This is a genomic window from Moorena producens PAL-8-15-08-1 (assembly GCF_001767235.1).
GTDB classification, from domain to species: Bacteria; Cyanobacteriota; Cyanobacteriia; order Cyanobacteriales; family Coleofasciculaceae; genus Moorena; species Moorena producens_A.
Map to the genome: position 1 here is coordinate 4,317,694 of NZ_CP017599.1, position 21,296 is coordinate 4,338,989.

Here is a 21,296-nt window from a genome sequence, read left to right on the forward strand (position 1 = left end):
CTAAAGGTGTGATAGCTCAAAAAACGTAGACTAAAAAGTCTGAGGCTGGTCACGTCGTGAGCTTATTCAAGCCCCCGTTATACCGCGTTAGCGGTTAACGGTGGGTTCGTGACGTGGTGGATGAGGTACGACGGCGCTAAGCCTCTTTCGGCTTTAACCCCATCACCTCTGCTACAGCAGCAGTTGTGGGCTCAATCCCTTCTGTCAATGGGTTGTTGCTGTGTTCAATTGCAGTATCTGGATCTTTGAGACCATTACCTGTCAGTACACAAACCACGGTTGCTCCTGTTGGTACCTGGTCTTTTACTTTCAACAAACCAGCGACTGATGTAGCGCTCGCTGGTTCACAAAAAATGCCTTCTTGGGATGCCAATAACCGATAGGCATCTAAAATTTCTTGATCGGTAACGCTATTAAATGCCCCTTTACTAGCTTCTTGGGCCGCGATCGCTTTTTTCCAGCTAGCCGGGTTGCCCACCCGAATTGCCGTTGCAATGGTTTCGGGATGCTCTAGGACTTTGCCAGCGACAATCGGAGATGCTCCATATGCTTGAAATCCCATCATTTGGGGTAAGCGATCGCATTTCCCCTGCTGATGGTACTCGCAAAATCCCATCCAGTAGGCACAAATATTGCCAGCATTGCCCACTGGTATGCACAGCCAATCAGGAGCATCACCTAAGTTGTCCACTATCTCAAACGCAGCTGTCTTTTGACCTTCTAAGCGATAAGGATTGAGGGAATTGACCAAGGTCACGGGATACTTTGATGCCATTTCCTGGACAATTTTCAAGCAGTCATCAAAATTTCCCTTAATGGCGATTACTGTTGCTCCATATACCAACGCTTGGGCTAATTTCCCCAGAGCCACATAACCATCAGGAACAATTACAAATGCCCGCATTCCCCCCCGACGAGCGTAGGCTGCTGCTGATGCCGAGGTATTTCCGGTACTAGCACAGATTACTGCTTGGTCTCCTGCTTCCTTAGCTTTTGAAATCGCCATGGTCATGCCCCGGTCTTTAAAACTACCGGTAGGATTGAGACCGTCATATTTCACCAGTACCTTTACTCCTCTGCCAATAATTTTGGCAATAGTGGGCACAGGAATTAGAGGAGTATTACCTTCGAGTAAGGTTACCACTGGTGTGGAGTCAGTGACTGGCAAATAAGGACGGTAAGCCTCAACTAAGCCAGGCCAGTTGAGCGAAGTAGAAATGCCACCACTCACAGTAGAGGAATCAGAAACAGACAGACTTGAAGCCACGTTTGGTTAGGGAAGTATTAAGGGTGAAGTATCAAGTGTGAAGTGTGAAGTATGAAGCATGAAGTATGAAGCATGAAGGTTATGATTTGTCAACCTTTCCATTGATTGTTGTTGCTTGACGAGGCAACTAGTATAGTTTGCTACTTCATCCAATACGCCTTCATCCTTTACACTTCATCTTTGTCTATCTTATCTTGACTGATTCTGAATCACAGGCTTTCTCGGTTTTTCTGACCGATGGCGTTTGTCTGTGTTAAGCCGCAGTTTGGGACGTTCCACCATTCGTTCTTCGATATCGTCACTAATGGGGGGTTGAGTTTTGTCATAGAACAACTGCAATGCTGCCGCTGCGATCGCATGAGCATCATATTCTTCTTCCAATTCCCGTACAACTGGCAAGAAAGAAGCCATCCGTTCCCCTGATAAAGCTTCCCGTAACTCTGCCTGCAGTCTTTCTAAGCGCCGGGTCTCAATTTGTGAGCGGGTCGGAATCCGGGTAACTTCCAACCGTTGGCGCACCTTGCGCTCAATCTGGTAGAGTTTACGGCGTTCAAAAGGTTGAATCAGGGTAATTGCTGTTCCTGTCTTACCAGCACGACCGGTACGACCAATGCGGTGAATATAGCTTTCTACTTGATCTGGTAGGTCAAAATTGATCACATGGGTCAGATGATCCACATCTAGACCACGGGCAGCAATATCGGTTGCTACTACCCAACGCACTTGATTTTTCCGGAACCGATACAATAACCGCTCCCGCTGACTCTGACTCAAATCACCGTGGTACTCATCCACACTGTGACCAGCCGCTTGTAATTGGTTGGTTAGTTCAGCAGCAGCTTTTCGTGTTCGCACAAAAATGATTGAAGCTTCTGGGTCTTCCAGTTCCAGAATCGGATGGAGAGCCCTGATTTTTGAGCAGCCACGGGGTACCATGTAAACTCGCTGTTCAATGCGCGCTGGTGCTGCTTTCGATTGCTGAACTTTAACAGTGACCGGGGATTTCAGGAATTTGCTGACTAGGTCCTGAATTGGCCGGGGCATAGTTGCTGAGAAGCAAGTAGTCTGACGCTCTTCGGGAGTCTGTTGCAGGATTTTCTTAACATCATCGATAAAGCCCATGCTTAACATTTCATCCGCTTCATCGAGTACCACCCAGCTCAGGTTTTCCAGCTTAAGGTCTCCCCGGTCTAGCAAGTCAATCACCCGTCCGGGAGTTCCTACCACAATCTGAGCGCCTTTGTAGAGCATCCGAATTTGCCGCTCAATGGACTGACCACCGCAGACGGTTAGTATATGCAATCGACGGTCGTCACTGAAGTCCCGAATCGCTTGGTTAACTTGCTGGGCTAACTCTCGGGTTGGGGTTAGAATTAAGGCTTGTACGGTTCGCTTGTCCAAGTCAATGCGATCTAGCATTGGTAGGGAAAACGCTGCTGTTTTGCCAGTACCGGTTTGAGACATACCGAGTACATCATGGCCATTGAGCAGTTCAGGAATAGCTTGGGCTTGGATAGTAGTAGGTGTAGTGAAGCCGATTTTTTCGAGTTGGCTTACACAAGTTTCAGACAATCCCAGGCTTTGGAAAGAAACGGTCATAAGTTATTTTTCGATTTTTTGTTGGTTAGTTGTGGTTTTTTTCTGGTAAGTCAGAAAGTTAGTAGTTGAACCTGTGAGGAAACACTGTCATGGCTATAAAGACAGTGAGCAATCAGGTTTGAGTCACCATGGCTTTTGCCTTGACAAACCTATGATGAGATTAGATGAGTAGAAAGCGGTTTAGTTTCCACCCATTTGGTTAGGTGCGCTTTCCGCATTAAGAATTAAATTCGCCACGGGTCGCACCTGTTGATAGGCATCAACTCCTAAGTTACACCTTGTCCCATAGGCAGTCGCGCTTTGGCTTAAACCCCCTCAGGTCGGGGCTGCATCGCGCTTCACCATCAGCTGGGGTCTGTTGCGACCTATTTAGTGTGTCTAAAAGCTTGAGATTAGGTTCATCCCACTAGAACACGTCTTACAGACGCAATGGTTAATGCCCTAGACACATTGTCTTGATGCAGTCGCTCATGGGGGAAACCCCCGCGTGAAGGCGCTGCATCGCTTGTCAGGTTGAGGGTGGCTCCTTGTCAGCCATGCAAAGCGCGAGTGGGGGTTTCCCCCGCAGGTCGGCGCTGCATCGCTAGCTAGGTATTGCCCGTTTGATTGGGGTGGGGTAAATCATCCCAAATTTGACCCTCAAAGCTGAATTGATGCACCGCTCAGCTAGTTTTTACCCCCTAAGCAGGTCTTTTAAGTGTGCCGTTTAGTTTGGCGTTTACTGTGCCCTTTAGTGTGCCATTACTATGGGCAACAGAGACCTGCTTTTGATAAGGCTAGAGGCCTTGTGAAAAGCTCCATAATCTAAAAGACCAAGGATTATGTCTGGTTCAGGATTGACCAGATTACTTGCCCTAGTGGTGGAGTGTTTAATTCCAGCCCCTAGTTACCAGCCCCTAGTTAAAGCCTGTGGCTTGTTTACGGAGGTAGTACTACAGAACCATACAAGTCGTAGAAATCACAATCAGTAATTTCTACTGATACTATGCTTCCTAAAGAGGCATCACCTTGAACGTAGACCAATCCATCCACCTCAGGGGCAAACCTGGCACTGCGACCAATTAATTCACCCGTTAAGGGATTTTCTTGTTCTATGAGAACATCAACTATCTTGCCCAGACAGTTTTGATTTTTTTTCAAGGAAATCGGTTGTTGAACTGCCATCAGGGCATCCCGTCTGGCATCCATCACCCCTTGGGGCAACTGATTAGGCAATTTGTATGCTGCTGTTCCCTCCTCCGCAGAAAAGGTAAACACTCCAACATGGTCAAATTCATGATGCTGGACAAATTCCAGCAAGTGTTCAAAGTGCTGCTCTGTCTCGCCGGGAAACCCGACAATAAAGGTGGTTCGCAACACTGCATCAGGAAGTGCAGTTTTTAGTTGCGTGATTATAGCGTCATTTACTCGTCCCTGCCAAGGACGGTTCATGGAGCGGAGGATTTCTGGATGGGAGTGCTGTAGAGGCAAATCGAGATAAGGAAGAACATTATGAGTTTCCTGAATGGCTTTTATGACGGATGGGGTTAAACCGGTGGGATAGGCGTAGTGGATCCGAATCCAGGGGATGTCTACTTCACCTAATGCTCTCAACAGTTCTGCCAGTTTCGGTTCGCCGTATATGTCTAAACCATAGTTGGTGGTGATTTGGGAAATTAAAATCAGCTCTTGAACCCCTTGACATGCCAACTGCTCAGCTTCCGCAACAATGGATTCTATGGTACGCGATCGCTGCTTTCCCCGGAGGTGCGGAATGATACAGAAGGAACAGCGGTAATCACACCCTTCTGCCACCCGCAGGTAAGCAACCCCTTCAGAAGTTGTTCGGTAGCGTGGCGTTGTTTCGTCAGCAATGTAGGTTGGTTCAGTAGAAACCTCTTGAACGCGATCGCCTGTTTCTACTCTTTGGATTACATCTACTATTTTATGGTAGTCCCCGGTTCCCACCACTGCCACTGCCTCTGGCAACTCTTCCAATAGTTGGCTTTGGAAGTGTTGAGCCATACAGCCCGTGATCACAATTTTTTGATTGGCTTCCGCCAGTTCTACCAACGTGCGGACTGATTCTCGCCGCGCTTCTTCTATAAAACTACAGGTATTTACAATAACATAGTCAGCTAATTCGTCATTGGCATCAACCTGGTATCCTGCCTGAACCAGCAGACCCAGCATATGTTCGGTATCAATGCGATTTTTCTCGCAGCCCAAGTGAGATATTGCTACAGTTGGCTTTTTGCCCATTCATTAATCATCTTATTTTATTATACTACCGCTTAGTCACATAACCTACTGACCTTTAGCAGAACCTTACACCATTGATTAAGCTTGGTGTGATTGAGCTTGGTGTGATTGAGCTTAGTGTGTAAGTGATGTGCTCAACTCCTATATCTGCTCTCCTAATTTACTAGTACTGATGTTCCATGTTGATTTCACTATGAAAACCTATACACTCATTCTAAATTAAATTTTATTAAAATATTCAAAAAAATATGAGGAAATCTAAAAATATCCCTCACAGAAAATCATGGGTTTCTTGATGCAGTCGGTCTTGGGGGTTTCCCCCATGACCGCGCTGCATCGCTCACGTAGTGTCTCCAAAGGAGAATCGCAGAGATCATGACTCCAACTGACCCGGGTTGGTCACCTCGGTCTATGGGGGAGCGGGGGGCTGAGCTCCTACAGGGATTAAATTGAGTAGTGCTGATCTCGGCTGTTCACGAATTCCGGTCGGAAAGCTGAAAGTTGACAGGACAAAGGTACAATCTACTGGTACTATATATAATCCTACTTTACCCTTGAGCCAGAATCAGTAGGCATCAAAAACAGATGTAGTCGTTTTAGGGCTCACCTCTCTCTTGGTGCGCATTCCCTTGGCGAGGGAACCTCGCCGGGGTCGCACCGCTGTTAACCTACCACCACTAGAAATCGTCTTCAGGAATTAAGGTGCTTGCTTTGGGGATAGCACTGACCGATACAATTGGTTTTAGCAACTGGTTTTAGCAACCGGGAGAACTAAATCCCAGGTGTAATCAAAAGGGTAAGCACCATAGCTTTACCATTAATGCCAGTGGTAGACCGATGCCAGAAAGCGATGCAGCGCCTTCACGCGGGGGTTTCCCCCACTCGCGCTTTGCATGGCTGACAAGGCATCCGACCCTACTCTCAATTCCCAAGTTTTCTACAGGGGGCGCTGGTTCCCTCTATCTGTAGCTTTTCCTCCCCGCTCCCTGATGAGATGGGGCTTCCAAATATCCCACGATTGTGAACTTAGAGCAAATTTTCCAGACACCGAATCCGATCATAGGAGTTGTGCATTTGCTGCCACTCCCTACTTCCCCGCGCTGGGGGGGTAGCCTGCAAGCTGTCATTGACCGAGCCGAGCAAGAGGTCACCGCCTTAGGCTCTGGTGGAGTGGATGGGGTGATTGTTGAGAATTTTTTCGACGCCCCATTTACCAAAAACCAGGTCGATCCAGCAGTAGTCAGTACCATGACGATCATAGTCGAGCGACTTATGAACCTGGTTCCTATACCAATAGGGATCAATATTTTGCGCAATGATGCTCATAGTGCTTTGGCAATTGCTACTTGTGTAGGGGCTAAATTTATCCGCGTTAATGTTCTGACTGGGATTATGGCAACAGACCAGGGGTTAATTGAGGGACAGGCTCATACACTCTTGCGCTACCGTCGGGCACTGGGTAGTGATGTTAAGATTCTTGCTGATGTTCTAGTCAAACATGGACAACCTTTGGAGTCACCCAATATCACCATAGCTGTACAAGAAACCATAGAGCGGGGGTTAGCTGATGGTGTGATTCTCTCTGGCTGGGGAACCGGTACTCCTACCAATCCTCAAGATCTGGTGTTAGCCTCGGCGGCGGCTAAGGGCAAACCAGTATTTATTGGCAGTGGCGCTAATTGGGAAAATATTTCCACCCTGATGCAATATGCTGATGGGGTAATTGTCTCTAGTTCCCTCAAGCGTCGTGGACAAATTGATCAACCTATTGACCCGATTCGGGTCAGTCAATTTGTGGAAGCAGTACGCAGTAGTGTGTCTGCTAAACAAGAACAAAAACCAATTGTTTGAAGGTTGTTCGCGCACGCGTGGCCAAAGGCCAAGGTTGAAGGTTGAAGGTTGAAGGTTGAAGGTTGAAGGTTGAAGGTTGAAGGTTGAAGGTTGGCTTTCAACAGTATGTTAACTTGGTTTCTGTCTATTGGTTGTTTGACTTGATAACGTAGTAGTTAGAAATTTCAAGCAACCCCTATTCCTCATTATCTAGATTATGAGTGTAAGTCGCAGGCGTTCTGCCCCCTGGATTTATCGTTGGTCCCGTCAGCTGATTGCTGCGATCGCTGTCGTGGGTGCCCTGTTAACTGCTTATCTGACTGTGGTTAAACTGACAGGTGGTACTGCAGTTTGCAGCGCGGGTGCAGCTAATGCTTCCAGCTGTAATGATGTCCTTTCCAGCCCTTATGCTAGTATATTTGGTCTGCCACTAACCTTGTTTGGTTTCTTGGCATACACCAGTATGGCTACATTTGCCTTGGCTCCCTTGTTAGTAAAGGGAGACCCAAAGAAAGGACTTCGCTCAAAACTAGAAAATTGGACTTGGTTACTGCTGTTGGCAGGTGCAGCAGCTATGACAGTTTTCAGTAGCTACTTGATGTACTTGCTGGCATTTGAGATCCAAGCACTCTGTATATACTGCATCACTTCAGCATTATTTGCCATTAGCCTGCTAGTCCTAACCCTTGTGGGTCGCAGTTGGGAAGATATTGGTCAAATTTTCTTTATCGGTCTGATCGTGGGCATGATCACCTTGGTGGGTACCTTAGGCGTTTATGCTAATGTTGGAGAATCCGTGGCCACATCAGCAGACAATGGTGGTCCAATTCCCACAGCCTCTGGTGCGCCAAACGCAGCTATTGGTGGCTGGAAAGTTACCACAACCTCTGGTCAATCGGAAATTGATCTGGCCCGTCATTTGACAGACGTTGGTGCTAAGAAATACGGAGCTTACTGGTGTCCCCACTGCTATGAGCAGAAGCAACTGTTTGGAAAACAGGCATTCTCTGAAATCAATTATATAGAGTGTGCTCGTGATGGCAAAAATGCTCAGACAGAAGCCTGTATCGCTGCTGGAATTCAATCCTATCCTACTTGGCAAATTAATGGCGAATTACTCCCTGGTGTCCGAACTCTAGAAGAATTGGCTAATGTCACTGACTATCAAGGCTCAAGAGACTTTAAGTACTCTTTGCCAGGACGATCCTAATTGGGAAGTGTGGGAAGTGTGGGGAGATGGGGAGGTGGGGAGATTGGGGAGATGGGGAGATGGGGAGATGGGGAGATGGGGAGATGGGGAGATGGGGAGATTTTTATTAAGGGTAATTATCGGTTCTCGTATTAAGAAGGTAAACAAGATTTTTTCCCTGTTCCCGATTCCCGATTCCCGATTCCCGATTCCCGATTCCCAATTCCCGATTCCCGATTCCCTTGGATAATTCAGAAAATCTCAATGTCGTAGTCATTGGTGGTGGAGCCGCTGGTTTTTTTGGGGCAATTACCTGTGCCACTACTCATCCCCATACCAATGTCACTCTCCTAGAAGCCTCACGCCAGCCATTATCGAAGGTGCGCATCTCTGGTGGTGGACGCTGTAATGTTACTCATGCTTGTTTTGACCCAGCCCAGTTGGTGCAAGCTTACCCGAGGGGAAGCAAAGCATTGCGAGGGGCTTACACCCGCTTTCAACCGAAGGATACCATTGCTTGGTTTGGTGCTCACGGTGTTGAGCTGAAAACTGAGCCTGATGGCAGGATGTTTCCGATTACTGATAGTTCCGAAACGATTGTTGATTGTCTCTTACAAGTGGCTAAGAGGGCAGGGGTGAAGATTCGCACTAGTAATCCGGTTAAGTGGATCTCTCGGCAATCTTCCCAACACCCAACTCCTGACACGCCACACCCGACCCCAGGAGGATTTGAGATTGGGTTGAGGAATGGTGAGACTATAAAATGCGATCGCGTTTTGGTTGCTACTGGTAGCAATCCCCTAGGCTACCGTTGGGCAAAAGCCTTAGGTCATACCATCGAAACCCCGGTTCCTTCTCTATTCACCTTTAATATCCCAGACTCCCGTTTACAGGATTTAGCTGGGGTTAGTGTTAAACAGGTCTGCCTCAAATTACCAGATGCTGGTAAAACCTTGAAGGACCAAACGGGACCATTGCTAATTACCCACTGGGGTTTAAGTGGTCCAGCGGTACTGAAGCTTTCTGCTTGGGGGGCTAGAGTATTGCACGAACACCATTATCAAATGCCCTTGTTGGTGAATTGGCTTCCTGATTACAATCCAGACCGGTTGCGGAAATTACTCCTCGATGTTAAATCCCAGTTACCTCGACGCTTCATTACTACTAGTTGTCCCATTCCTATCCCAAAGCGCCTTTGGGTGAGCTTAGTCACTAGTGTGGGAGTGGGTACAGAAAACCGTTGGGCTGAGTTATCGAAAAAAACCGTACATCAGTTAGTTCAAGAACTGACTCAGGGAAGGTATTTGATTCAAGGTAAAGGGGTTTTTAAGGAAGAGTTTGTCACTTGTGGTGGTGTTAGTCTCAAAGAGGTGAATTTCAAGACTATGGAAAGCCGCCAATGTCCAGGTCTTTACTTTGCTGGGGAAATTCTCGATATTGATGGAGTTACCGGGGGATTTAATTTTCAGAGTGCTTGGACAACGGGTTGGTTAGGAGGTCAAGGGATTGGAAATAGTTAGTGTTGTGGGAATTGGTAATTTGCCTTTTCTTTGTCCATTAATTGTGATAGTATTTGCGTCCTTAGTTAGAGTTCAAAATCCCAACGTACCAGTAAGCCATTTCAGAGTTTTGTAAGTCAACCAGGGCTTTCCCCAGTTCAACCCCTTGTTGTCGATCCCTGTCTAAAAAATCATCCATCTTGGCTGTTTGGGCTTCAGGAGATAGGGTTCGCCAGTCATGCTCAATCCAGGTTAGCTTGAAGGTTTTACGTACAACTTGCACCGGCTGCTTACGGTTTCTCCAAACAAATAAGGTGCGCAAAACTGGGTGTCTTTCTACCAGTCTCACCCAAGCCTGTTCAAAGAACTTCGGATTCAGCTTGCCGTGAATCGTCAACTTAAATTGGTCGAAATATACCCGATGTTCCGGGTGATACAATGTCTGAAATAATATCCCTTTTTGCGTTGAGGAAAGGGGATACATTGCTTCAATATTTTTAGTTTTATTTTGGGCAACAACCATTTTTTATATTGAGAATTTTTATGTTAAAGTCTTAAGAAATAAGGGAACAGGGAATGGGGAATAGGGAACAGGCAAGAGGCAACACTAGGGAATCTCCGTGCCTTTAGGTCGGGGAAGATGTTAAATGAGAGTATGAACTGCCTGCTCAATTCGATCCAATGCCTCTTCAATCTTGCTGAATGAGTTTGCGTAGGACAGGCGTAAATATCCCTGACCTTGATTGCCAAAAGAAGAACCAGGTAACACTACCACCCCAGCCTCAGTCATCAAATAATCTGCTATGGCTTGATCATCTAACGGTAACTGGGAGACATTTGGAAATGCATAGAATGCCCCTCTTGGCATTTGACAACTGATACCAGCTATTTGGTTGATCCTGGTGACAATCATATCTCGACGCCGATGAAATTCCATCACCATCTTCTCAACAAAGGTTTGGTCTCCTTCCAGGGCAGTCACCCCTGCCAATTGAGTAAACGAACAGGTACAGGAATTGGTATTGATCATGAGTTGAGTTAGCTTTTCACTGATTTCTGGAGATGCAACGGCATAGCCCAAACGCCAGCCAGTCATAGCATAGGTTTTAGAAAAACCATCTAGTAAAATAGTGCGCTCCTCCATGCCTGGCAAACTTGCAATACTAGTATGGGTCTGGTCGTAGAGAATATGAGAATAGATTTCGTCTGCGAGAATGTAGAAGTCGTATTGCTGAGCAAGGGTAGCAATTTCAGCTAGATCCTCAGACGTCAGCACTCCCCCAGTTGGGTTTTGAGGAGAGTTGAGGATCAATAACTTGGTACAATCGTTGACTAGGGTTTTCAAATCCTCAATTTGGATGCGAAAGTTCACGACTTCTCGCAAAGGTAGCGGAACAGGTTTAGCTCCGACAAAGTCAATAACTGATTTGTAAATGGGAAACCCTGGATTTGGGTAAATGACCTCATCTTGGGGATCAACCAGAGCCAGAATAGTCAAGAATATTACGGGTTTTGCCCCTGGCATTATGACAACCCGATCGGGTTCGACTGACAAATGCCGGGTTTTGGAAATGTGGCGTGCGATCGCTGACTTCAGTTCTGGTAGTCCTGCAGCAGGACCATAACCCGTGTGGCCCGCTTGCATGGCTTGGTAGGCTGCCTTACAAATGTGAGGAGGAGTAGGAAAATCTGGCTGTCCAATCTCCATATGAATTATATCTCGTCCTTGAGCCTCCAATTGTTTGGCTTTGGCGAGATATTCAAAGGCAGCTTCAGTGCCTAACCGTTCCATTCGGAGCGCAAAAGTTCTCATGGTCTTGATGTAATCGTTTATTCACTTTTCCAGTGCAGTGCGCTTGAGTTATAGTGTGGTAGTGTAGGTTATCCTGTGCCCCTCCCACTGTTTTTGTACTTGATGTGTTCAGTACTGTAACATACAATGCCAGCCACCAAGCCTCTCTCGTTACCACTCCGGATGCGCGGAATTCCCCATCTGTAGCTTAGGTCATATCTCAATTTCCTCAGTGTTTTTAACTGCTGCAAGGTCCACTGCATCTCGACCAAACCATAGCACTAGATCGATGTGTTTAGCCCACCCAGCTACCGTTGGATATTCAAAGAGGCTTTGGATTGGCAGTTCAATCTGCAAAGTTTGACGGAGCTTTGAAATGACCCGAGTAGCAAGGAGAGAATGACCACCCAATTCAAAGAAGTTGTCGTGAATACTGATGCGATCGCATTTCATGACTTCAGACCAGATTTTAACAATCCTGTACTCAGTTTCAGTTTGGGGTGCAGTAAACTCAAGCCTGTGAGGGAGTTGAGAAAAGTCAGGAATCGGCAGAGATCGACGATCTACCTTGCAATTTAGGGTTAAAGGCAAGGTTTTTAATTGTACAAAGGCGGAGGGTATCATATAATCTGGTAGCCTCTGCTTGAGAAACTGTTGGAGTTGAGCAGAGAGAACTTGCTTATCTTCCTCTACCACAATGTAAGCTACCAACCGTTTATCCCCTAGATTATCTTCTCTGGCCAAGACAACGACTGCCTGTAAATCAGGATGCTCACCTAGCACTGTTTCAATTTCTCCTAGTTCGATGCGAAAACCGCGAAGCTTTACTTGCTCATCAGTGCGCCCTAAGTATTCCAAATTACCGTCAGGAAGATAGCGGACACGATCTCCAGTTTTATAGAGACGATTTTGAAGAGATGTTGCGCAAACGGGGTCAGGAGTGGGAAGTAGGGAGTGGGGAATAGGAATGAATTTTTGTTCGGTTAGGTCAGGTTGATTGAGATAGCCGCGGGCGAGTCTGGAACCACCGATGTATAACTCACCAGGAACACCGATGGGAGAAGGTTGTAGATGTGTGTCTAAGACATAAACTTGTGTCTCGCCCAAGGGAAGACCAATAGGAATAGTGGTGAGGAAATTATTTGAGGATTCAAGCGGATCTGGGAATCGATATAGAGTGGTGACAACTGTGGCCTCAGTGGGACCATAGGTGTTGACCAATTGGGGAACGTTCTCTCGTTTTCCCGCTTGTACTCTTAGCCATTCTTGCCACTGGTGCCAGGGAGCAGGGAGGGCTGCTTCGCCCCCAATGATGACTAACCTTAGGCAAGGAGACAAAGCTGTTTCTGGCGTCAGCTCTGTTGCCAATAGGTGCCAGTAAGCAGTGGGAAGATCAAGAACGGTCAGTTGCCACTCTCGGCACTGTTGCCAAAATTGTTTGCTGGAAGTGAGCTTCTCTTCTGGCCACAATACCAGAGTTGCACCTGTACAAAGGCAAGGATAAATCTCTTCAACGGCAACGTCAAAGCTAATGGAAGCAAATTGTAGGATGCGATCAGTAGCAGTGATGTTATACGCAGCAATTGCGCTTTGGGTGAAACTGATTAACGATTCATGTTCGATTGCAACTCCTTTAGGCTTACCTGTAGAACCAGAGGTATAGATAACGTAAGCTAAATTGTCGTGATTAACCTGGCTGACTGGATTCTCAACAGGAGTATATTCAAGTGCTGACCAGTCCCTATCGAGACAGAAACACTGAACAACAAAGTCCACCAACTGGGGCAATAAGTCTTGTTGAGTTAGAAGCAGCCCCAGTTGTGTGTCTTCCAAAATGTAAGCAATGCGATCGAAAGGATAGGCTGGATCAATTGGAACATAAGCTCCTCCTGCTTTCAGGATACCCAGTATTCCAATCATCATCTCTGGAGAACGCCGGATATGCAGCCCTACCAGAGTTTCCGGACCAACCCCCTGGCTCTGCAAGTAATGAGCAAGCTGATTTGCACGGCGATCCAGTTCTCGATAAGAGACCTGTTGTTCTCCAAACACCAAGGCAACCGCATCTGGTGTACGTTCTACTTGTTGTTCAAACAGATGGTGTATGGAGGAATCACCGGGATAATCTCTATGGGCTTGGCTCCATTGTGCCAGTAATTGCTGCTGTTCTGCTTCCGTTAGCAGGGGTAACTCAGAAATTAATTGATCTGGATTGGCAACAATCCCTTTAAGCAAGGTTTGAAAGTGGTGATGCAATCGTTGAATTGTTTTAGATGTGAATAAATCACTGTTATACTCCCAAACCCCTTGCAACCCTTGAGAAGCTTCCCGCATTGACAAAATCAAATCAAATTTTGCAGTGGTCCGTTCTACCCTTCGTGAACTCACGGTGACTCCTGGAAAACTCAAGGCATGGGATGGGATGCTATTTTGCAATACAAACATGACCTGAACTAGGGGATGATAGCTCAGGTTGCGATCAGGATTTAATTCCTCTACTAACCTCTCAAACGGGAGATCCTGATGGGCATAAGCATTTAAGGCAACTTGGCGAGTTCGTTGCAACAGTTCTAAAAAGCTTGGATTCCCGTCAAGGTTGCTACGCAACACCAAGGTATTGACAAAGAACCCAATGAGAGGCTCAATTTCCTGACGATTACGATTGGCGATTGGCGACCCAACGACGATGTCAGTTGAGTTGCTGTAACGATAGAGTAAGATTAAAAACGTGCTCAGAAGTGATATAAAGAGGGTAGTGCCAGATTGTTGACTGAGAAGTTGTAATTTTTGGGTTAGGTGAGCATCCAAATCAAATTCAATCGTGCTACCCCGAAAAACTTGTTTTGCTGGACGTGGGTAGTCGGTTGGTAAATCTAGCAAGGGTGGACTGTCTGCAAGTTGGTTTCGCCAGTAGTCGAGTAAGGTCTCCAGAACTTGTCCTTGTAACCATTGATGCTGCCAATGGGCAAAATCTACATATTGAATAGGCAAGGGTGCCAGCGGTAAAGATTCCGATTGACAAAAAGCAGTATAGAGTTCGGAGAGTTCTTGCTGAAAGATGCCAAGTGACCAGTCATCGGCAACGATGTGATGGATTGTAATCACAAGCACATGGACTGTTGTGCTGCATTTCAAAAGCTTACAACGAACGAGCATATCTTGGGCAAGGACAAACGGAGTTTGAGCCTCAGCATTAATCAAGATCTGAATCTGAGATTCCTGTTCTGCTTGGGGAAGAGATTGTAAGTCGATCAGGGGAACATGAACTGTAACGTCAAGTTTAATTTTTTGATATGGAGCACCATTATCGCTCGGAAAAATGGTCCGTAGCCCTTCGTGGCGCTGCACGATTGTCTGAAGACTTTGGGTCAATACTGATAGATTTAAGTCTCCTTCCAGTTGCCAGACATTTGGAATATTATAAGTTGAACTAGGTCCTTCTAGTTGATCAAGAAACCAAAGACGTTGCTGAGCAAAAGATAAAGGAACCTTAGTGTCTCTGGGAACTGAACCAATCGTTGTCAGTTTAATTGAGTCTGTTGGCTGGATAGTGTCGATCGACTGGGCTAATTCCATCAAAGTGGGATACGCAAACACTTGAGCCAGCGGTAATTCAATGAAGAATACGTCCCTGATCCGAGAAATCACCTGCGTTGCAAGCAGGGAATGTCCACCCAATTCAAAGAAGTTATCGTCAAGGCTAATCTGAGTAAGATTGAGAATTTCACGCCAAATCTTGGCAAGCTTCACTTCGGTCTCTGTACGGGGAGCAATCAATTCTCGGTTTTTAAATTGCGCTTCTTGTTGTGCAAGCAGCACCTTACGATCGACTTTGCCATTCGGAGTTAGGGGAAGATCTTCCAGAATCACAAACTTGGATGGCACCACATAGCGAGATACTTGGGCTTGGAGATATGTCTTGAGTTGATGGATCAGCTCTGAGTTTGACTCAGCAACGGTAAGACTATCTATCTTCACAGACTTGCCAGATCTTACCGTTTGGAGGGCGATTTCAATTTGCTCCCAATTGTGATCCTCACGAGACAGGGATGTTGTTTCGAGGGTTAAATAAGCAACTAAATAAGGTTCATCTAGGTTCGTTTTCAGATCTAAAACAGCAGCTTCCCTAACGGTGGGATGTTGAGATAGAATTGCTTCAATTTCATCGATTTCAACTCGAACACCATTAATCTTAACTTGACGATCGACACGCCCCAACATTTCAAAAACCCCATCGCTCCGACATCGCCCCAAATCTCCAGTTTTGTAGAGGTAGCATGGAACAGTCTGGTCAGGTTCTTGTTCACTATTGCCGGACTTAGGATTAATCAAGGGATTAACGATAAACCTTTCATCATTCAGTTCTGGGCGTTTAAAGTATCCCTGAGATACCGCTGGTCCTCCCACGTAGATTTCCCCGCAAGTTCCAGGCGCTACAGGGGTTAAATTTTCATCAAGGATGTAGAGTTTCATCCCTGGTAATGGCTGACCGATCGGCATCACAGCGCCAGGTTCTCCGGATTGGTAAAAACAAAAGGCAACCGAACCTGTTGCCTCTGCTTGACCATATAGATTCAACGTCGCAGCAGGATGCTGTAACCTCTCTTGCCAGGTCTGAGGAATATATTGGGGGACAGGTTCCCCATGACCGTTAACAAATCGTAGAGTGTTGGTCAGAAGTTTCTGGCGCGTATCAGGAGGCAAATGCTGTAGGGTTGAATTTAGAATTCGCCAATAGGATGGCACCATATCCATTAACGTAACCTGCTGCTCCTTTGCCAGTTGTAGCACTTTGAGTGGAATTTGACGTTCTTCCGATGTGGCAATAACAACGGTTGCCCCGTGCGATAGGGGTGACAATAACTGACGGGCAGATGTGGCAAAGCAGATGGAGGCAAGGTGCAAATAAATATCAGTGGATTGTAGAGCCATGGGCTGAACGATCGACCAACAGTAATGTGCCAGATTCCGATGGCTGATCATTACGCCTTTCGGTTTGCCCGTTGAACCAGAGGTGTAAATAATATAAGCGAGGCGATCGAGGGGGTTTATCTCAGGAGAAGATTGGTCTCTCTTGTCCCGGCTTGGTTTATCCCGGCCTTCACCGCACTGATCTACAGAAGGAGGATCTTCCACCTTCGACGGGGAAAGATCCTTGGCCGTCACTGGCGCAGAAATCGCTGTCGAGACAGATGGTTTTAATTTCGATGAGATTACTGAAGCAAGGGACAAACGACCGTCGGTCTCGACCTTTAACGTGATCACCTGTGCAATTGTTGATAGTTTTGGTAAATCCTGACACAACTGAGGTTCAGTTAAGACTATCGCTGCTTCAGTCTCTGCCAGCATAAATTCGAGACGCTGCTTGGGATATTGACTATCAAGTGGAACATAGGCACAACCCGCTTTCCAAATTCCCAATAAACCAACAATCATAGCCAACGATCGATCCATATACAGCCCGATCAATCCTCCGGATTCAATCTCTAAATGCTGCAAATGCTCAGCAACTTGATCGGCAAGCTGATTGAGTATGCGATAGGTCAGGGTCTGACCTCCACAAATTACAGCAGTTTTGTTAGGTATATTGTGGGCATAAGCATCTATCAGTTGATAGATACATTGGTTTCTTTGTTCAGGCAACACTTGATGTTTCAGATTCATCAGTAAGTTTTCCTCACCAGGTTCTTGCTTTGGAGTTGAAAGAGTGGCAATGGGGGGGGTGATCATAACTAAATAACCGATTGGTAGGTTAAGGGTAGAGGGTCACCGATAAGTAGGTGGGCATAAATAAACGTTAAAACTCAAAATCCGAAAATGAAGCTGGAATCCTCTATTCATAGGGGTTTCATGATTTTGAATTTCCATCGCTATTTTACACTTAATTACGCCCACCTACTTAGCAAAAATCACGATTGCAGTGAGATCATGAAGGTTTTTGGGATCGATTCACTAAATCAACCAATTCATGATCAAATAGCATTCGCTTATTCTGAATCGTCCCTTCACGAATCTGGGGCAACAGTTTGAGAGCAGCTTCATCAGTCAACGGTATGCCCAACCCAGCAAATTTATGCTGGACAGCCCGTTTGCCAGAATGTTTATTGATCCCTAAACGTCGAGCAGTGTTAGTTTTGCCAACAAATTCAGGGCTTATCAGCTCGTAATTTGCAGGGCTTTTCAACACACCATCTACATGAATACCTGAGGAATGAGACCAAATATTGGGACCTACTACTGGTGCATTAATCGGGATCGGGCGACTACTTGCTTGCGAGACATAATCACAAACGCTGGAGAGTCTCGATTCCTGTACAGATACATTTATATTTAGCCCAATTTTCAACGCACCCACTAATGTAGCCAAATCAGTGTTCCCAGCTCGCTCACCAATTCCATTCACTGTAGTGGTTAAATAGAGCTTCCGGCTTGGTCGTTCTTTTTGGGCCTCATACCAGAGATCAAATGCTTTGATCGCAGCCACACAGTTGGCAACCGCCATACCCAGATCGTTATGGGCATGGAGTTCCACATCGATTTCCGAGTTATTGAGAATATCCGTGATGATATCGAAGATCATGAAGGGATCAGTGCGACCTACGGTATCGCAGAGCCGTACTCGATCTGCACCTGTTTCTTCTGACATCTGGATCATCTCAAATAAAAATGAGCGATCAGCATTAAAAGCATCCTGAAAGTCAGAAACCGCATACAAGCCATTCTGTTTAATAAAAGTTAGAGCATTTTGTTGCGCCTGTAAAATCTGGCTAGGTGTAGATTTCAGTATGCTCTCAATCATATAGTTAGTGATTGGAGTAGAAGAGCAGCAACCATCTAAGCCTAACTTAACTGACCAGGAGAGTTCTTCACGGAACGGTCGATGCCAACCTAGGATCCGAGCTGTTATATCCCCATTCGTCTTACTAGCAATCAGTTCTTGCAGATAAGCTTGCTCACTCCCCTCTTGAGCCGGAAACCCTACCTCTAACTCCTGAATCCCCAGCTTATCAAGTTGCCTCGCAATTTCCAGCTTTTCCTCGTTACTAAAGACGATACCAAAAGTCTGCTCACCATCTCGAAGTGTAGTATCCGAAATCACGATAGAATGTTTAATGTCAGCACTTTTTCTAAGTTGAGTCATAGATCGATTACTCTGATGTTATTAAGGAGACAATTAGAAATACCTTTGACGATCGTCTTAGAAAGGCTAGGACTAAAGAGATATCAAGAAAGATACCGCATATTCCACTTGCCATAAGAATTGAGGCAGGATCCTTGCAGGAAAGCAAACTTGAGAGATTATGGTATACTCTATTAATAGATCAAGTCAATGGTAATCTACAAAGCTTATTCTACACAACTTACTCAGTTATTCGCATGTTAACTTTATTACTATCTGGTAAGCAACTCTTATGGCAAAGTTTTAAGAATATCGCTACACTCTGTCTCAAACTGGTGATTGTTGGTTTCCTGGTAAAACTTTTGATCGCCTGGAGTGACCTCAACTACATCAGTGCCCTGATCCAACAAGCTCTCGCGACTTTTAACCACGACATTCTCTTCAATCCATGGTTCTACGGGGTTGTCCCAACAGTCTTATTGATCGAGATCTGGCTACCCGCACGCCAACAACCCCTCTTATCGGTTGGATTCTGGCAAGATTGCCTCTGGTTGTTATATGACTTGATGGTCAACATTTTTCTGTTGGGACCTTACTTATCAGTACTAGACACCTTTGCCCAAGTAACAGGCTTCCCCATCTTCGATCTTGCCGCTATACTGTCACCGCCGATCTTAATATTGTGTAGTATCCTGCTCAGCGACTTCCTCATTTGGTTTTCGCACATTCTGCGCCATCATATTCCAGCCTTTTGGTATTTTCACGCTGTCCATCACTCCCAAACTGAACTGAATCTCTTCTGTGGTCTCCGCTTTCATGTAATTGATACATTAATCACCTACACTATTGTCACTGTGCCTATGCGTGCTATCGGCATCTCCTTACCCTCGATCATTCTATTTAGGGTGATTCAACAGTGGTATCTACGCATCTATCATTCCAATCTCAAGCTCAATTATGGTTGGCTTAAGCACGTAATCATTACCCCTCAGTCTCATCGCATACACCATTCGATTGAACCACACCATCGAGATCGAAACTTTGGTTCAGTATTGTTCCTCTGGGATTACTTATTTGGAACCCAATACTGCCAATATGATGAATATCCAGCAACGGGTATTGATGATCCAAATTTTCCCCTTGAAATTAGTAGCCAGCCACATCATCTTTTTATCACCTTAGTATATCAAAATCTCTATCCGTTTCAGCAACTTTGGAACTCCTCAATCAATCCTGCTTGGCTCAAAAAAACGTTCATTTTTCTTCAATCTCAGAAATGACTTATGGGAACTAATTACCAATCACATCAGGTAATTCATCTTCAAGGTATCTCAACCGAGGGAAACAATAGGCTAAGCCAGTAGCTAAAAGCATCAGAGTACCCATAAAAATATAGAGTAAACCAATACCTCGCCCAGGACCTGTTCCAATAGCTTGACCAATGATTATTGCAAATGAACTATCTTGTCTCATAAAAGGTTCAAAGTAACGATCTGCTAGGGAACTGGCAAAAAGATAAGAGAGAGGAACTGCAGATCGGGGGACTGATCTTAACAAAGCAAAGACACGTCCTTGAACATCGTAAGCTACCTTACGCTGGAAAATACTCAAAATGGTGCTATTGACTAACGGGATTGGCAGAAGCCAGCAAAAATTTGCGATGGAGATTAGAAGAATAGACGGACGAAGACCCGCAAGTAAAATAAAGAAGCTAGTTAAAGCTATGCCGATAAAAACAGTAGATATTTGACTTTTTCCCCCTCTGACAATTACAATTAAACCTCCCACAAACAAACCAATATTTGCGCAGGACATGATTACACCAAAAGTCATTACTGATGTGAAAGAAAGAATTAAGGGAGCATCTAGAACAGAAGTTGCTCCTACCAAAAAGTTACATAGAGTTAATAGAAGGATCAGCCATAAAAGACCAGATCGCTGCCTACAGTAACTCCAGCCAAACAGTAGTTGTTGTATAAATGGCTCATGCTGAGTCTCTTGCTTAGTTTCAGATGTAATCTCAGGAAATCTGACAATAAATAGGGCTAGTAGTGCAAGTAGCAAAGTGACAAAGTCGATTACCACAATGCCTTGAAACTGAATAATACCTAGTAGGGATGCAGCCAGACCAGGCCCCACTAAATCTGTGACGGCTTGTCCAGTTTGCACCATACCATTGGCACGGGTAAGCTTATCTTTGGGAACCAGGAGGCTAATGCTGGTAAGATAGGCTAATCCTTGAAAGCTGCTAAGGCTAGATCGTAACGCATTAGTCAGGCAAATATGCCAAAGTTCTAGATGGCCTGTGACATATAACCAAGCTACTATCAAGGTAGACAAGCCAGCACAGAAATCACTGATTATCATTGTCCATCGGCGATTCCAGCGATCGATATAAACTCCAGCAATGGGACTGATGAGAATAGTAGGCAGCAAAGTAGATAAAATAGGCAATGAAAACAGGGTGACAGAATCCGTGTGTGAATAAACCCAGATGCTGATGGCAAAACTGGTAAGCCTGGAGCCAAGTAGAGAAACGACCTGGCTGAGCCAGATGAAGCTGAAGATTTCCATACCCTCTAGGGCAGTAAATTGCTTCGTGAAAGCGTTAATGATGGGAAAGCTGCTACCATTAATGCGTGATTGCTTTATATCAGTCATTTGATTTATCAGTACATCACTGCCCGAACAATTTGCAGTTTTTATAAGCAAGAGAGATAGAAAAAGGAAGATTCTTTTACTGTGACAAACCCTACCTG

13 protein-coding genes and 1 pseudogene are annotated in these 21,296 nt (G+C 45.6%); 5 read left to right on the top strand and 9 right to left on the bottom strand.

Annotated features, from left to right (window positions below; all coding sequences use genetic code 11):
• Positions 1-136: 136 nt before the first annotated feature.
• The 3 genes from thrC to rimO all read right to left on the bottom strand — a co-directional run bounded on the left by thrC (position 137) and on the right by rimO (position 5,107).
• Entirely contained in the window at positions 137-1,231 is a 1,095-nt protein-coding gene (gene thrC / locus BJP34_RS16065) for a threonine synthase (RefSeq protein WP_070396702.1), read from the bottom strand.
• Between the two features lie 225 nt (positions 1,232-1,456).
• Positions 1,457-2,866, bottom strand: a complete 1,410-nt coding sequence (locus BJP34_RS16070) for a DEAD/DEAH box helicase (RefSeq protein ID WP_070393209.1) — start codon at positions 2,864-2,866, stop codon at positions 1,457-1,459.
• A gap of 918 nt (positions 2,867-3,784) precedes the next feature.
• Positions 3,785-5,107 carry a 30S ribosomal protein S12 methylthiotransferase RimO gene (gene rimO, locus BJP34_RS16075; RefSeq protein ID WP_070393210.1) on the bottom strand — a complete coding sequence of 441 codons (1,323 nt, stop codon included), beginning with the start codon at positions 5,105-5,107 and terminating at the stop codon, positions 3,785-3,787.
• Positions 5,108-6,127: 1,020 nt separating this feature from the next.
• On the opposite strand from rimO, the gene btpA reads away from it, so the two are divergent.
• The 4 genes from btpA to BJP34_RS16090 all read left to right on the top strand — a co-directional run bounded on the left by btpA (position 6,128) and on the right by BJP34_RS16090 (position 9,646).
• Positions 6,128-6,958: a photosystem I biogenesis protein BtpA gene (btpA, locus tag BJP34_RS16080; protein WP_070393211.1), complete on the top strand. Its 831-nt coding sequence runs from the start codon at positions 6,128-6,130 to the stop codon at positions 6,956-6,958.
• Between the two features lie 196 nt (positions 6,959-7,154).
• Positions 7,155-8,147, top strand: a complete 993-nt coding sequence (locus BJP34_RS16085; protein ID WP_070393212.1) for a vitamin K epoxide reductase family protein — start codon at positions 7,155-7,157, stop codon at positions 8,145-8,147.
• Positions 8,148-8,154: 7 nt separating this feature from the next.
• The gene (locus BJP34_RS43470) at positions 8,155-8,376 is read left to right on the top strand and encodes a hypothetical protein (RefSeq protein WP_158517252.1); all 222 of its coding nucleotides are present in this window, start codon (positions 8,155-8,157) and stop codon (positions 8,374-8,376) included.
• The gene (locus BJP34_RS16090) at positions 8,369-9,646 is read left to right on the top strand and encodes an NAD(P)/FAD-dependent oxidoreductase (protein ID WP_070393213.1); all 1,278 of its coding nucleotides are present in this window, start codon (positions 8,369-8,371) and stop codon (positions 9,644-9,646) included. Before BJP34_RS43470 ends, BJP34_RS16090 begins: the two co-directional genes overlap by 8 nt.
• A 61-nt stretch (positions 9,647-9,707) precedes the next feature.
• Here BJP34_RS16090 and BJP34_RS16095 read toward each other — a convergent pair whose 3' ends face one another.
• From BJP34_RS16095 to BJP34_RS16110, 5 genes and pseudogenes are all read right to left on the bottom strand, one after another.
• A complete protein-coding gene (locus tag BJP34_RS16095; protein WP_070393214.1) occupies positions 9,708-10,148 on the bottom strand; it encodes a condensation domain-containing protein in 441 nt (146 codons plus the stop codon).
• Positions 10,149-10,268: 120 nt separating this feature from the next.
• Positions 10,269-11,438 carry a pyridoxal phosphate-dependent aminotransferase gene (locus tag BJP34_RS16100; protein ID WP_070393215.1) on the bottom strand — a complete coding sequence of 390 codons (1,170 nt, stop codon included), beginning with the start codon at positions 11,436-11,438 and terminating at the stop codon, positions 10,269-10,271.
• A 192-nt stretch (positions 11,439-11,630) separates the two neighbouring features.
• On the bottom strand, positions 11,631-15,287 hold the full coding sequence (locus BJP34_RS16105; protein WP_418904163.1) for an amino acid adenylation domain-containing protein: 3,657 nt from the start codon (positions 15,285-15,287) through the stop codon (positions 11,631-11,633).
• Positions 15,261-17,147: pseudogene (locus BJP34_RS50455) on the bottom strand (amino acid adenylation domain-containing protein); the annotation flags it as partial. The pseudogene BJP34_RS50455 and the gene BJP34_RS16105, both read right to left, overlap by 27 nt.
• 196 nt (positions 17,148-17,343) lie before the next feature.
• Positions 17,344-18,558, bottom strand: a complete 1,215-nt coding sequence (locus BJP34_RS16110; protein ID WP_070393217.1) for a hypothetical protein — start codon at positions 18,556-18,558, stop codon at positions 17,344-17,346.
• 134 nt (positions 18,559-18,692) lie between these two features.
• Between BJP34_RS16110 and BJP34_RS16115 the strand changes: the two genes are divergently transcribed.
• Positions 18,693-19,817: a sterol desaturase family protein gene (locus BJP34_RS16115; RefSeq protein WP_070393218.1), complete on the top strand. Its 1,125-nt coding sequence runs from the start codon at positions 18,693-18,695 to the stop codon at positions 19,815-19,817.
• A gap of 10 nt (positions 19,818-19,827) precedes the next feature.
• Here BJP34_RS16115 and BJP34_RS16120 read toward each other — a convergent pair whose 3' ends face one another.
• Positions 19,828-21,198: an MFS transporter gene (locus BJP34_RS16120; protein WP_202972103.1), complete on the bottom strand. Its 1,371-nt coding sequence runs from the start codon at positions 21,196-21,198 to the stop codon at positions 19,828-19,830.
• Positions 21,199-21,296: the final 98 nt, after the last annotated feature.